Origin of the sequence: Agarivorans sp. QJM3NY_30, assembly GCF_050870855.2 — a bacterium.
Taxonomy (GTDB): domain Bacteria; phylum Pseudomonadota; class Gammaproteobacteria; order Enterobacterales; family Celerinatantimonadaceae; genus Agarivorans.
Map to the genome: position 1 here is coordinate 1,317,479 of NZ_CP194038.2, position 12,901 is coordinate 1,330,379.

Sequence of the window (12,901 nt, forward strand, 5' to 3'; positions counted from 1 at the left end):
TTACATAAAAAGGGCATCGGCGAAAGCCGATGATAATGCGCTAGTCTAGGTACAGACCCGAGCAGATGCAAGGTTAACAAGGCTAAATGATCTGTTGTGGCGGGGAAGGGGCGGTTTTGAGCAAGTCCACTAAAACTGCCAGCGCCTGATTCAGGTGCAGATTCGACTCCGCCTGGCCTATCGATAGACGCACCGCATTGGGGATCGACCGGTTATCCACCACAAAATGTTCGGCGGAGGCCACTTCTACGCCTGCCTGGCGGGCTGCCTGCACAAAGGTGTTACAGTGCCAGCCCGGCGGTAAACGCAGCCAGCAATGCAGGCCCCCTGTGTGGTAGGTATAGTCCATGCCAGTCAAATGATGATGGAGTAGTTGTGCGCGCTGATTCATCATTCTTGCTTGCTGTTGCAGAGCCCGATCGGCGTGACCCGCCTGGATCCATTGAATTGCAATATCCACCAATAAGGGGCTGATATTCCAGCAACTGCCGCGGATCGCGCTATTGAATGCACTGAGCAATGCCACGGGGGCGTGTAAGTAGGCAAAACGCAAGCCTTTAAAAGCACCTTTGGAAAAGCTATTCAGATAGATAACCTGCTCGGGAGCCAGCTCAACCATGGCGCGCGGACGCTGTTCCGGGAGCAAGCCACAAACGTCATCTTCGATGATCATGAGCTGATGTTGCTGACAAATCTCGATAATTTCTAGGCGGCGCTGCTCAGACATGATGGCGGCGCTAGGGTTTTGCAGGGTCGGCGTCAGGTATAGTGCTCTGGGATGATACTTCTCGATGTGCTGTAACAAACTGTCTGGACAGATCCCCTGTTCATCCAGTTCCAGACCTATCAAATCGATTTTGAGTTGCTTGGCCAGCGTGATTAAACCCGGATAACATAGTGACTCGCAGAGTAGTCGTTCGCCCACTAAATCCATGGCAATCAGACATAGTTGCAAGCCATGCTGTGCCCCATAGCTAAAGAACAATTGTTCCGCTTGAAAGTGAAAACTTTGCTGCTCGGTCCAGTGACACAGCGCTTCTCGTTGGCTAAGTAGATTTTGACTGCCATCGCTATCTAACAGTTGGTCCAGCTGTTCACCTGCGTGGCTGTAGTTTTCCATCAGCTGGCAAAGCGATTTAGCCCGGGCCTGCTTAAAGGCAGTATTTTGCCACATGCCAATATGCTGATGACTGCTCTGCAGGCTGCCCCACTGCCGACGAAAATCGTTTGGCTGTTTGACATAGCTGCCGCTGCCCATTTTGGATTGGATTAAGCCCTGTTGCTCGGCCTGAGCGTAAGCGCGACTAATGGTTCCTACCGTGACTTGAAGCCACTCTGCCAGATGTCGCTGCGGGGGGAGTTTTTCACCTTGCGCCAAGCTGCCTTCGGCAATTAATTGTCTCACTTGTTCTACGATTTGAGTCGCTTTATTACCTTCGCTCGCGAGCTTTTTCCAAATTGTCATCATAACAATAAACCTTTTGACTGATTTTCAACCCTAGGTTAGCGTGAAAATACAATGGTGTGGGTATATTTTTTACAAAAAAAACAAATTGTATCGATTCAATTTTTTGGGGCTAGTTTATGGATATTGCAATTTTTACTTCAATGTTGTTATTTGCGTTGGTCATGGCTGGGACGCCGGGGCCCAATAATATGTTATTAACGTTTTCCGGGGCTAATTTTGGTTTTAAACGCACGCTACCGCAAATGGCCGGGATCCCGGTTGGTCTTGCCACGATGTTGATATTAATGGCGCTGGGTTTGAGTTGGGTGTTTCAACATTATCCGCCCTTGCAGTGGGGGCTTAAAATTGTGGGGAGTGTCTATCTGTTGTATTTGGCCTATCGGATCTTGGGGCAAACGAAGTTAGCGCAGCAGCAGATGAGTAGACCACTGAGTTTTTTTGAGTCGCTGGGGTTTCAGTACCTCAATCCAAAGGCCTGGATGATGAGTTCTTCAGCAGTTGCCAGTTTTGCCCTGCCCGGGGAGCAATACTGGCCATCAATTGCTGCCTTGATCCTATCATTTTTCATGATTAACCCGATTACAGCCACGGTTTGGATAAGCTTTGGGAAACTGATCGCGCGTTGGCTGAACGCGCCGCTTGCCAGGCAACGCTTTAATCTGACTATGTCATGTTTAACTGCCGCTTGTGTGGTGTTGTTATGGGTTTAAACATGAAAAATGGATTGTGTTTGCCATTTAATTACAGTGCTCTTTTGCTATTGTAAACATTAATGTTTATTGGGATTAATCCGAATCAAGGCAGGGCGAACGGTTGAATGTTGTTCACCCAAATTGGGATGATTTCACTCAATAAATGAGCATGTTTTAGGATAACTATTACAAGAGGCCAACTATATATTTATTGCCATTTTACAGGCCTTTTTCTTCTGAACACAATTCCTGTTAAACCCAAAGTGAAAAGAGCTAATGTCGCAGGTTCCGGTACTTGATTATTTGATACTGAAACAACATCTCCGAATACTAAGCTATCCATTCCATCTGTATCAGTTGAAGGCGTAAAGGTTACGCTATGAATAATGGGGATATCGAGATTGATATTGACAGTCTCCGAAGAGCCTGTACCAAGACCCGATAATAAGCTGTTGCCCTGTATATCAAAAGCTTCATATCCCCAGCTAGCCGTCTGCTCTTGGATATAATCAATGACATCAAACTGAATGTTGTCTGTTGCACCTGGATTATTGAGGTCCCCGTTTTTAAAAAATTGAATACTAAAGGCACCCGTGGCGCTACTGGTTGCGCCGGCATATATATAAGTTAACCCACTAGTGGCTAAATTTTGCCCCCCATATTGTGGTGAGGGATCTTGCCATGCATACATTTGATCGCTGGCAAAATAAACTTCGTCATTTAAGTATCGGTCCGCTTCCCACGCGACGCCTCTGCCTATGATGTCATCAAAATTTATTTGGCCTGCCATCGCATTACAAGATAACAATAAACTGTAAGTTGTAGCAGTAATGACTAATGATTTAATTTTCATAATTAATATAATCCATATGTGATTTAATTTTTATTGATTATATTGTTTTCTATGGTTTTTTCAGGGGTTAAGAATCAAATAGTGAGGGTGTTAAAGCTCATTTTAGACATTTATCTGCTCTCTGTTTGCGATTTCTGATTTGAGTTTGGAGTCGATCGAGAGGTTTTTTAAAAACGAGCTCATTTTAATAAGCTCGTTTTTCAGTTTATTTGTCGCTTGTTTTTGGCTCTTGTGGCAGTATCAGATTCAGAATAATCGCCACAATACCGCACAAACCAACCCCTTTTAGGGTGAACTCGCCGAGGCCTACTGCCATCCCGCCAATCCCAAACACCAGAGTCACCGATACAATCACTAGGTTGCGAGGAATGCTGAGGTCAACTTGTTTGCTGATCAGGGTGTTTAAACCAATGGCTGCGATTGCACCAAATAACAAACACATAATGCCGCCCATCACCGGAACGGGGATCGACAGTAATAGTGCACCGGTTTTGCCAATAAAGGCTAAGGCGATTGCAAATACTGCGGCCCAGGTCATGATCACCGGATTGTAGGTTTTGAGTAGGCTCACAGCGCCGGTGACCTCGCCGTAGCTCACCACTGGCGGCGCACCAAAGCTGGCGGCAGTCATTGTCGCAAGACCATCACCGAGCAATGAACGGTGAATGCCCGGGTTTTCGACGAAGTTCTTCCCGGTCACGTTGGAGATTGCCAGAATATCGCCGAAGTGTTCAATGGTCACAATCAGGCCAATTGGCGCAATAAACAGGATGGCTTGCCAATTAAACTCGGGAGTCACAAATTCAGGCAGGGCAAACCACGCAGCGCTGGCAACCGCGCTAAAGTCGACCAGGCCAAAAAACAAGCTCAGAACATAACCCACCACCACACCACAGATAATTGGCATTAATTTGAGCATGCCTTTGGCAAAAATGGAGACAGCGATGGTGGTAAATAGAGCGGCTAAAGAAATGAGTAGGGCAATATCTTGATCAACTAATACTGCACTGCCATCACCGGTTTTCCCTAAGGCCATATTTACCGCAACTGGAGCTAGGCCTAAGCCAATCACCATAATCACCGGACCAACCACCACTGGGGGTAAGAAGCGTTCGATGATTTTTACGCCGCGTACTTTGACTACGGCGCTAATGATAATAAACATCACACCAGCGGCCATTAAACCGCTTAGGGTGGCTGGCAGGCCAAACTGTTGGATGCCTAAAATAATGGGGCCAATGAAAGCGAATGAGCTCCCTAAAAAAATCGGTATTTGTCGGCGAGTACACAGTTGGAAAATTAAGGTACCAATACCAGCACCTAATAAGGCGAGGTTTGGACTAATACCGGTTAGAAGTGGAACTAAGGTGGTAGCACCAAATGCAACAAGTAGCATTTGAGCCCCCAACAGTGGGGTGTTCATTCGTTTTTCTCCCTGAGTTAAAAGTGCCTCAGTGTACGCTGATGTCACGACTAAAAAAATGATCGCGATGATACTGGCTAAAAAAATATATAGGATGATGGGAAAGTTTGGACTTGCTGAGAAGTTTGGTTCAAAGTAATTGAAACAAAGGGAGGCATTGTGGCAAAACCAAGTAAAGTAAAAGTATCTACTGAAACTATCGCAACCGCAGATAGCATCGCAAAAGCAACTCAACGCCCTGGGCAAACCAAAGAGCAAACTAAGCTCATTTCGCAGGGGATCCAAAAGGGGATCGAGCAGTATAAAAAGCAACATAAGACTAAAATGCGTGAAGCCGACAAACTGCGTAAAAAGCAACTAGCCAATGTTGCGCCGCAGCAAGAGGAATCACCTAGTCTCGACAACGGCAAACCAAGAGCTGAGGGGCGATGGTTGCCTTGGTTATTGCTTGCTGCGTCATGGTTAGGCTTTGCTGGGTATGTATTGAGTGGCGTTGGCCAATAGGAGGATAGAATGCTAGGTAAGCGATTACTGATCCGACCCTATTTGCCAGAAGATGCGCTGGCTCATGCCGAGGCTGTTCGTGAAACCGCTGAGTCAGGTCAGCGCTGGCTTAACTGGATGGATGAAGATTATCCTGATTCTGAGAGTCGTTCATGGCTGGCCTTAAGCCAAGCAGCGCTGGCTAAAAACATTGCTTTTGACATGGGGATCTTTGAGAACAAAGGAGGCCGTTTTGTGGGGGCTATTGCCATTAATCGGCTGGAATGGAATTACCGATCGGGCAATCTAGGTTATTGGATCCGCGCTAGCGCTAGTGGCTCAGGCTTCGCCACCGAAGCGGTTCAATTAATGGCTGATTATGCTTTTCATGCCTTACAACTCAACCGCTTGGAGTTGGTGATTGCTGAGCAGAACTGGGCCAGCCGTCGGGTCGCAGAAAAGGCCAATGCGCAATTTGAATGCCTAGCTCGCTCACGAGTGATTGACTACGGTAAACCAGTACATGCCGCAATTTATTCGTTGATCCCTGGTGATTTGTTGACTTCTATTTAGTTGTCGATACTTTTGAGACGAATATGACCACGCTGATTAATGAAACTGAGCATCGATTTGCCCAGTAACCAAGGTAAGTCTTGATTGACCGCTTGATAGCCTAGTTGGCTCGCCACATGATTGGTGAATTGACTCCAACCTACATTGGCTAGTCGCCAAGCGATATTATTTTGCTGTGAAGCATCAATGAATAAACGCACGATGGCTCGAAATCGTGGCGATTCGAGACTATTTAGCCAACTGAGCCTTAGGTTTTCACGACTACTGAGGTCTAAATGCTGAATAAAATTACGGGTGAGGCGACTGTTGATTGCTGCGGTCACCGATTGCAGATTGGGAAAGCAGTCATTGAGTTCTACTTCGGTTATATGGCAATGATTGGCGATATGACTCATCTCTAGTTGTTGCCAGTCGCCTTTCAGCAGGAACTCTAATACTTGATCGAGGATCATTTGTTTCAGTTGTTGTTGGGCTGATAAACTGACCTGATTCATGTTCCGCTTCCTGCAGCAACTCGATTCTCACTCAATGATTCATATAAATCGCTCAGGAAAGTCACTAATAAGCATATCTAGCCAAGGCAGTAATGCGGTGATTTCGGTGGGCTCATTTACAGTGTAAGTAGACAAACGATAACCTGCCAGTTTGATTTGTTTTGCTAGTTCTGGTGTGAGCCGACGATAGTCACAATGGCAGGCCACGGCATTCATGTCTTGCAGCTGTAACTGCCAGTTTTCCGGAATATCTTCGTATAATTGAGCAAGATCGACCTCTGGGGCGTGGTGATGAATGAACAACATCAATTGATGGTCGAAACTAGATATTAATAGATCACTTAAGGGAAAGTCACAATGCTCAATTTCAGAGAGCACCGCCTCAACCAACTGTTGGCGTGGCTGTTGGTGATATTTCAGTTCCAGATTGAGTTTTAAACCAAGTTGTTTAGCGTGTAATAGGTATTGTCTTAGGCTGGGAATATGCTCTCCAGTGAAGCGTGGGTCAAACCATGAACCCGCATCTAAGTGCTGTAATTGGGCTAAGCTGTAGTCGGCGACCTTCCCTCGGCCGTTACTACAACGCTCCAGATGTTCGTCGTGAAAGACCACCGGTTGATGGTCTTTCGTCAAAAAACAGTCAAATTCCACCCATGCTAAGCCAAGTTCGGCGGCTCGATCTAAACCTGCTAAGGTGTTTTCTGGGGTGCTGCCTTTCGCACCACGGTGTCCTGCGATGATTAACATCATTTATCCCCTTATTCGTTGCTTAGGCTTGCGCCACAATATTTACAGTAATCGGCATCTTGGTCATGGCCACTACGTTCACAATGTAGGCAGCTGACTGATTGATGCTCTTTACGCATTTCGTTGACTAATTCAGCGCCAATGATGCCAGTCGGCACCGTGATAATCGAAAAACCAGTAATCATCACTAATGCAGCTAGGGCTTGACCTAAGGGCGTTACTGGCGAAATATCGCCATAGCCGACGGTGGTAATGGTGACGATAGCCCAATAAATTCCCTTGGGGATACTGGTAAAACCATTTTCTGGGCCTTCTATGGCATACATTAATGCGCCGTAGATAGTGGTCATGAGGCAAATACAAAATAAGAAGACCAATATTTTACGACGTGCTAATAATAGCGATCGTAGTAATACATTGGCTTCGCTGACATAACGAACCAGTTTGAGCACTCGTAAAATACGTAAGATCCGAAGTAGCCGGAACAGCAGCATCACTTGAGCGGGCGGATAGAGTAAGGCAAGGTAAGTGGGCAAGATCGCCAGCAAATCGACCACCCCATAGAAGCTTTTGGCATATTCTTTAGGGGCTGGGGAGCAATATAAGCGAGCCAGATATTCAATGGTGAAAAATACTGTAAACACCACTTCAATACTAATAAACCACTGATCATACATGTTTTCTATTCGGCTGACTGAGCCTAAGATAACCACACTGACGCTGGCAAATATTGCGGTGACTAACAGTAAGTCGAACAATTTTCCCGCAGGACTCTCATAACCAAAAATGATGTCGTAAAGCTTGGTTTTAAAACTGCTACGATGGGGACTCTTTAGTGCCACAAGTCGATCCTTTGCCTATTTCATTGCTCTTAGTATATCGACAAATACGCGGAATAGAAGTCACCGCAGTCTCTGCTCAGGTGATGCGAAATGAGTGGACGAATCAGGGTTGAGATGGATACCGATTTCTCATTGATGGAATGATTAATCATTCTATAAAATAGATATTTTATTGCTATTTTTTGTTGTTTATATTCTAATATTTTGATGATAAAGTCTTATTATCAACACTTGGAGACTTAATCTATGACAAAAATTCTTACCCTTAAATCTAGTATTCTTGGTGAACATTCTAGTTCATCGGCCCTGATTGACCAACTGAACGCTCGCTACCTTGAACAGGGATCTGAGTTGGTGAGCCGTGATTTAGTCAGTGAAGCATTACCGGTACTGACTGGTGAAATTGCACTGGCCTTACGCGGCGCGCCAGACTTAAATGCTGTTCAACAACAAGCGCTTGAGTTATCAGATAGTTTAATCGCAGAGTTGAAAAGCACCGATGTATTGGTAGTTGCGGCACCCATGTATAATTTCTCTATTCCGACTCAATTAAAAAATTGGTTAGATTTGGTTGCGCGTGCTGGCGTAACCTTTCGTTATACCGAAAATGGTCCAGAGGGCTTAGTAGAGGGCACGAAAGCCATTATCGTGACGACTCGTGGCGGTATGCATAAAGATGGTGCAACCGATTTACAGATCCCTTACTTAAAATTAGTATTGGGCTTTATTGGCATTAGTGACGTTGAAGTGGTCTATGCGGAAGGCCTTGCCATGGGTGAAGATCAAGTACAACAGCAAATGCAAGCAGCCCAGCAGCAACTTGCCTCTTTGGTATAAGCCCGCCCTGTTAGTTCGCCTTACAATGAGCTAACACAAAGTCTTTAAAACGTTGGTTGGCGCGCGATAGGTAAGCATCGCGTCGCCAAGCTAGCCCCAGTTCCAGATAAAACGGCGGATCAAAACTTAAAAAGTGTAGAGCATCTCCCGGTTGCACTACCATGCTCAGCAGCGTAGTGATCCCAAAGTCTCGCGCCACAATTGACTTAATTAGCGGGATCAAATTCGTTTGAAAAGACACTTGAGGCAGCATCTGTTGTTCACGACTAATTTGTTCAATTACCCGATGATGAAAATACCCTTCGCGAAATAGTACTAGTTCATGGCTTAAAAACTCTCGATGGCTGATCTGGTTCTGTTGGCTCAGTGGGTTATCTTGACTGCAACAGGCCAGTAGCTCTCCACGATAAATTGGCTCACAAACCAATTCGGCAGGCATATTTTGAGTGACCACAATCCCTAAGTCTAACTCTTCGCTGAGTAGTTTTTGTCTGACCAATTCGGTACCCGCATCCACCACCGACAAATTAAGCTGCGGGTATTGGCTTTTAAAGGCCATTAGTAGTGGTGGGAAGAAGTATGAGCCCATCATGCTGGGGATGCCAATGGTGACGGTGCCACTTTCTAGGCCGCGCAGCGATTGCATGGCTTGTTCGGTGTCTTCGGCTTGTTTTAGCAATTGAATGGCATGTTGATAGAGCACCTTACCCTCGGTGCTTAAGCTAACTTTTCGTTCATTTCGCTGTAACAGTTGCAGTGATAGCTGTTGCTCCAGTTTTTTGATGGTTGCACTAATCGCTGGTTGTGCGATGCCAAGCTGCTTTGCGGCGGCAGTAAAGCTCCCTAATTGCACCACTGCGACAAATTGTTTGAGTTGTCGAAGGTCCATGACTCTCATCTATAAATAAAATTTATAACTACGATAATACTAATATATTTTATTTATTCAATATGGAGGCTTAGTATGAGATATCCCACTTCGAGAAAGCAGTCATGAAGTATTCACAAAATAGCAAAGGTTTTTGGCGAGTCACCGCTGCCGTGTCGGCAGCTTCCTTAGTTACTTTTTTTAATCTGTATTTAGTGCAGCCTTTGCTGCCAATCTTTGCTCGTGACTACCAAATATCTCCCCTAACAGCCAACAGTGTCTTGTCGGCAGCCATGTTGGGGATGGCGCTAGGTCTATTATTATTGGCGTCTTTATCCGATGCGATTGGGCGACGCAAAATTCTATTAAGTTCGATTATTCTGGTGCCCTGTATTAGTTTGTTGATCGGTTTAGTACCTGCGCCATCGTTTCATTACATCGTTGTATTGCGGTTCTTTCAGGGGCTATTTTTAGCCGGAGTTCCCGCAGTCGCGATTGCTTACCTAGCCGAGCAGTTGGATGCTAATGCCTTGATTAAATCGGTGGGGATCTTTATTGCTGCCAATTCATTGGGCGGGATCGGTGGGCGTTTGTTGGGGGGCTGGGGAGCGGAACTACTTGGTTCTTGGTCGATGGCCTTTGTCTTGGTTGCACTGCTCAGTTTAAGCATGGGGATAGTAGTGTGCTTTTTACTACCGATGGAAGCCCCCACAGCCGCAAGTCCTTGGCGCTTGCGGCAAAGTTTAGTCAACTATAAGCAACATTTGGGGAATTCTCAGTTAGTGGCTGCTTACTTAGTCGGGGGCGTTGGTTTTGGAGTATTTATTAATCAGTTCTCTTATCTAACTTTCATTTTGGCTGACGCACCTTATTCCTTGCCGAGTAGCTTAAGTTCGTTATTGTTTTTAAGTTATCTCGGAGGCACCTTCACAGCTTCTTCCGCTGGACGGATTGCCGATAAAATTGGTGGTAAACGTTGTATCATGGCAGGGCTTAGTTTAATGGCTTTAGCCAGCCTGTTGAGCTTATTTGGGCAATTGTGGCTATTGCTTTTGGCAATGGTTGTTTCTTCTATGGGCTTCTTCTTTTGCCATGCGCAAGCCAGTGCTTGGGTTAATCAGCATGCGACGCAAGCCAAGGCTAGTGCTTCGGCCTTATATACTATTAGTTATTATTTGGGGGCTGCTTGTGGTGGGGTGTTGTTACAGCCCTTCTTTAGTGTTTGGGGATGGTCTGGGATCGTATTCGCTAGCGTGAGTGCGTTAACGGGGGTGTTGTGGGTGGCCGGTCGGTTTCTTAAAGGTGGCGAGCTAAGCGCACAACAATTGCTGTTAGATCCCAGTGGTACCCGTCGTTAAGTTAAAACAGTGCGATGCAACAAGCCGTTTGCTGCATCGCGAATCATTATAATTTTTTGAAAATCATCGAAGTATTAATGCCGCCAAAGGCGAAGTTATTCGACATCACAAATTCGCAATCCAGTACTCGCCCTTCGCCTCGAATATAGTCAAGCTCGCCACAGCGACTATCGATGTTATCTAGGTTGAGAGTGGGAGCATACCAATTGCGTTGTAACATGCATAAGCTTAACCATGCTTCGATGGCTCCACAGGCACCTAAGGTGTGGCCGAAATAACTCTTCAAACTGGATAGCGGTGTTTGTGAGCCAAATAAACGATGAGTGGCAGTAGTTTCAGCGATGTCGCCTAGCTCGGTTGCGGTCCCATGGCCATTCACGTAGCTAATATCTGCCGGAGATAAACCTGCATCTTTGAGCGCCATTTCCATGCAAATCTGCATGGTTTCAGCGCGTGGTTGGGTGACATGCGCAGCGTCACAGTTGCTCGCAAAACCAACTAGTTCAGCAATGGCTGTGGCCCCCCGAGCCTTGGCAAATTCGGCATTTTCTAAAATCAGCGTACCAGCCCCTTCACCAATGACTAAGCCATCTCGATCTCGATCATAGGGGCGAGGGCTAAGTTCGGGAGTATCATTTTTTAGGCTGGTGGCAAATAAGGTATCAAACACCGCCGCTTCGGTGGGACATAGCTCTTCGGCACCACCAGCGACCATCGCGGTTTGCATGCCGTACTTTATGGCTTCGTAAGCATAACCAATCCCTTGACTGCCCGAGGTACAAGCGGTGGAGGTTGGTATCACCCGACCGCGTAAACCGAAAAACAATCCGGTGTTGACCGCGGTGGTATGTGGCATCATCGCTACATAGGTATTGGCGTTAATATTACGGGTACTATGCTCGAGCAACATGGTCGCAAAGGCGGACACTGGTCCGGTGCTTCCGGTTGACGAGCCAAACGCGATGCCGGTGCGGCCATCGGTGAGCGCTGGCTCGTCAATTAGCCCGGATTGGATCAACGCTAGTTCGCTGCTGCGAGTCGATAATTTTGCAACTCGACCCATGGAGCGAATTTTTTTTCGGGTGTAGTGTTTGGGTAATTCAAACTCTAGGATCGGGGCCGCTAAGCGGGTATTTAAGCCATCATACTTATCCCATTCGTCGATGCGTATAACCGCATTTTTTTTGGCTCGTAAGCCTTGCCACACCTGTTCTTGCTCAGTCCCTAAAGCTGTGATGCCAGCCATGCCAGTTACGACTACTCGGTTGGTCATTAATATAGGCCTCCGTTTTCTTTTAGTTGTTGATGTTTTTAATATCCTTACTTGATGTTATTCTTTACGCTTGATTTAAGCTTCACTGTGACCACGAGGATCCGGTTTGTGACGATAAGGAAAGCTAGTCGCTTAGTGGTTCTTTTCATAGGTTTTTTTTATTCCCAGTTTATCTATTCGACCCACTTGAATTTAGCAACTTTAGATGATTTTAAACCCTTCGTTTGGTGCAATGGTGCTGGGGCGCAAGGGATTGACGTGGAAATTATTAGGGAGTTAGCGCGACGAACAGGCTTCACTTTCAAGATTCGCTGCTACCCTTGGGCGAGGGCCTTAGAGAATGTCCAGTATGGAGTTTCTGATGGTGCATTTTCAGCATTTAAAACTGAAACGCGAGAGCGTTATGCATTTTTTAGCAATACTCCGCTTCATGTGAGTACATTTAAAGTTTTTGTAAGAAAAGACCATCAATTTGTTTTTAATCAGCTTGAAGATTTATATCAGCGCAATATTGGCTTAGTTCGCAATTTTACAATCAGTAGCACATTTGATCAGGCTGTGCAGCGCGGACAGATTCATGTAGAAGCGGTGGTCAATACCGAGCAGAATATAAAAAAACTGATTAAAGGACGGATCGACGCTTTTATTGAAAATGAGTATGTGGCTCTTTATACCATCAAACAGATGGGTTTGAGTGAACAGATTGTTGCCTTACCCAAACCGGTTATTCAACCTCGAGAAGCCTATTTGATAGTCTCTAAAGCTGCCAAGTATGACCGCAAATCTGAGGTTATGGTGACGTTGAATCAGACGCTGTCTGAGATGATGAATGATGGTAGCATTAGCCAAATTACGGCTCATTTTATCTCGAAATAAATCGTTTTGTTTACCTTTCCAGCTTCATCTAGAGCTTAAGCTTGGCTATTATCACCGCAAAATTTTTTGGTGTACATTGGCTTAGCATCTTTGCCTTACAAACTAAGCTTAAAC

14 protein-coding genes are annotated in these 12,901 nt (G+C 45.8%); 6 read left to right on the forward strand and 8 right to left on the reverse strand.

Features of this window, described 5'->3' with window-relative positions:
* Window positions 1–82 precede the first annotated feature (82 nt).
* Complete coding sequence (locus ACRRSX_RS06045) at window positions 83–1,468, reverse strand: PLP-dependent aminotransferase family protein (RefSeq protein WP_432454095.1); 1,386 nt, start codon at window positions 1,466–1,468, stop codon at window positions 83–85.
* A 116-nt stretch (window positions 1,469–1,584) separates the two neighbouring features.
* Here ACRRSX_RS06045 and ACRRSX_RS06050 point away from each other — a divergent pair, with 116 nt between their 5' ends.
* The gene (locus ACRRSX_RS06050) at window positions 1,585–2,178 is read left to right on the forward strand and encodes a LysE family translocator (RefSeq protein ID WP_432454094.1); all 594 of its coding nucleotides are present in this window, start codon (window positions 1,585–1,587) and stop codon (window positions 2,176–2,178) included.
* Window positions 2,179–2,368: 190 nt separating this feature from the next.
* Here the strand turns inward: ACRRSX_RS06050 and ACRRSX_RS06055 are convergent, their stop codons facing one another.
* A complete protein-coding gene (locus ACRRSX_RS06055) occupies window positions 2,369–3,013 on the reverse strand; it encodes a PEP-CTERM sorting domain-containing protein (protein WP_432454093.1) in 645 nt (214 codons plus the stop codon).
* Window positions 3,014–3,218: 205 nt separating this feature from the next.
* Window positions 3,219–4,436 (reverse strand): uracil-xanthine permease family protein, encoded by a 1,218-nt coding sequence (locus ACRRSX_RS06060; protein WP_432454092.1) that lies wholly within the window; start codon window positions 4,434–4,436, stop codon window positions 3,219–3,221.
* 159 nt (window positions 4,437–4,595) lie between these two features.
* Between ACRRSX_RS06060 and ACRRSX_RS06065 the strand changes: the two genes are divergently transcribed.
* Complete coding sequence (locus ACRRSX_RS06065; RefSeq protein ID WP_432454091.1) at window positions 4,596–4,940, forward strand: DUF2956 domain-containing protein; 345 nt, start codon at window positions 4,596–4,598, stop codon at window positions 4,938–4,940.
* 9 nt (window positions 4,941–4,949) lie between these two features.
* A complete protein-coding gene (locus ACRRSX_RS06070) occupies window positions 4,950–5,492 on the forward strand; it encodes a GNAT family N-acetyltransferase (protein ID WP_432454090.1) in 543 nt (180 codons plus the stop codon).
* Here ACRRSX_RS06070 and ACRRSX_RS06075 read toward each other — a convergent pair.
* The 3 genes from ACRRSX_RS06075 to ACRRSX_RS06085 are packed head-to-tail and all read right to left on the reverse strand — an operon-like array spanning window position 5,489 to window position 7,575.
* Window positions 5,489–5,986, reverse strand: coding sequence for a hypothetical protein (locus ACRRSX_RS06075; protein WP_432454089.1), 498 nt, complete (start codon window positions 5,984–5,986; stop codon window positions 5,489–5,491). The genes ACRRSX_RS06070 and ACRRSX_RS06075 overlap by 4 nt on opposite strands.
* Window positions 5,987–6,025: 39 nt before the next feature.
* Window positions 6,026–6,736, reverse strand: a complete 711-nt coding sequence (locus ACRRSX_RS06080) for a glycerophosphodiester phosphodiesterase family protein (protein ID WP_432454088.1) — start codon at window positions 6,734–6,736, stop codon at window positions 6,026–6,028.
* Window positions 6,737–6,744: 8 nt separating this feature from the next.
* Window positions 6,745–7,575, reverse strand: a complete 831-nt coding sequence (locus ACRRSX_RS06085) for an ion transporter (protein WP_432454087.1) — start codon at window positions 7,573–7,575, stop codon at window positions 6,745–6,747.
* 246 nt (window positions 7,576–7,821) lie between these two features.
* Here ACRRSX_RS06085 and ACRRSX_RS06090 point away from each other — a divergent pair, with 246 nt between their 5' ends.
* A complete protein-coding gene (locus ACRRSX_RS06090) occupies window positions 7,822–8,412 on the forward strand; it encodes an FMN-dependent NADH-azoreductase (RefSeq protein WP_432454086.1) in 591 nt (196 codons plus the stop codon).
* Window positions 8,413–8,422: 10 nt separating this feature from the next.
* Here the strand turns inward: ACRRSX_RS06090 and ACRRSX_RS06095 are convergent, their stop codons facing one another.
* Window positions 8,423–9,301: a LysR family transcriptional regulator gene (locus tag ACRRSX_RS06095; RefSeq protein WP_432454085.1), complete on the reverse strand. Its 879-nt coding sequence runs from the start codon at window positions 9,299–9,301 to the stop codon at window positions 8,423–8,425.
* Window positions 9,302–9,405: 104 nt separating this feature from the next.
* Here ACRRSX_RS06095 and ACRRSX_RS06100 point away from each other — a divergent pair, with 104 nt between their 5' ends.
* Window positions 9,406–10,638, forward strand: coding sequence for an MFS transporter (locus ACRRSX_RS06100; protein ID WP_432454084.1), 1,233 nt, complete (start codon window positions 9,406–9,408; stop codon window positions 10,636–10,638).
* 46 nt (window positions 10,639–10,684) lie between these two features.
* Here ACRRSX_RS06100 and ACRRSX_RS06105 read toward each other — a convergent pair whose 3' ends face one another.
* Window positions 10,685–11,911, reverse strand: coding sequence for a beta-ketoacyl-ACP synthase (locus tag ACRRSX_RS06105; protein WP_432454083.1), 1,227 nt, complete (start codon window positions 11,909–11,911; stop codon window positions 10,685–10,687).
* Window positions 11,912–12,019: 108 nt separating this feature from the next.
* On the opposite strand from ACRRSX_RS06105, the gene ACRRSX_RS06110 reads away from it, so the two are divergent.
* Window positions 12,020–12,787: a substrate-binding periplasmic protein gene (locus ACRRSX_RS06110; protein ID WP_432454082.1), complete on the forward strand. Its 768-nt coding sequence runs from the start codon at window positions 12,020–12,022 to the stop codon at window positions 12,785–12,787.
* The last annotated feature ends 114 nt before the right edge of the window (window positions 12,788–12,901 follow it).

Coding starts and splice junctions, on each gene's coding strand:
- ACRRSX_RS06045 (WP_432454095.1), bottom strand. CDS start 1,468: ATGATGACAATTTGGAAAAAGCTCGCGAGCGAAGGTAATAAAGCGACT.
- ACRRSX_RS06050 (WP_432454094.1), top strand. CDS start 1,585: ATGGATATTGCAATTTTTACTTCAATGTTGTTATTTGCGTTGGTCATG.
- ACRRSX_RS06055 (WP_432454093.1), bottom strand. CDS start 3,013: ATGAAAATTAAATCATTAGTCATTACTGCTACAACTTACAGTTTATTG.
- ACRRSX_RS06060 (WP_432454092.1), bottom strand. CDS start 4,436: ATGAACACCCCACTGTTGGGGGCTCAAATGCTACTTGTTGCATTTGGT.
- ACRRSX_RS06070 (WP_432454090.1), top strand. CDS start 4,950: ATGCTAGGTAAGCGATTACTGATCCGACCCTATTTGCCAGAAGATGCG.
- ACRRSX_RS06075 (WP_432454089.1), bottom strand. CDS start 5,986: ATGAATCAGGTCAGTTTATCAGCCCAACAACAACTGAAACAAATGATC.
- ACRRSX_RS06080 (WP_432454088.1), bottom strand. CDS start 6,736: ATGATGTTAATCATCGCAGGACACCGTGGTGCGAAAGGCAGCACCCCA.
- ACRRSX_RS06090 (WP_432454086.1), top strand. CDS start 7,822: ATGACAAAAATTCTTACCCTTAAATCTAGTATTCTTGGTGAACATTCT.
- ACRRSX_RS06095 (WP_432454085.1), bottom strand. CDS start 9,301: ATGGACCTTCGACAACTCAAACAATTTGTCGCAGTGGTGCAATTAGGG.
- ACRRSX_RS06100 (WP_432454084.1), top strand. CDS start 9,406: ATGAAGTATTCACAAAATAGCAAAGGTTTTTGGCGAGTCACCGCTGCC.
- ACRRSX_RS06105 (WP_432454083.1), bottom strand. CDS start 11,911: ATGACCAACCGAGTAGTCGTAACTGGCATGGCTGGCATCACAGCTTTA.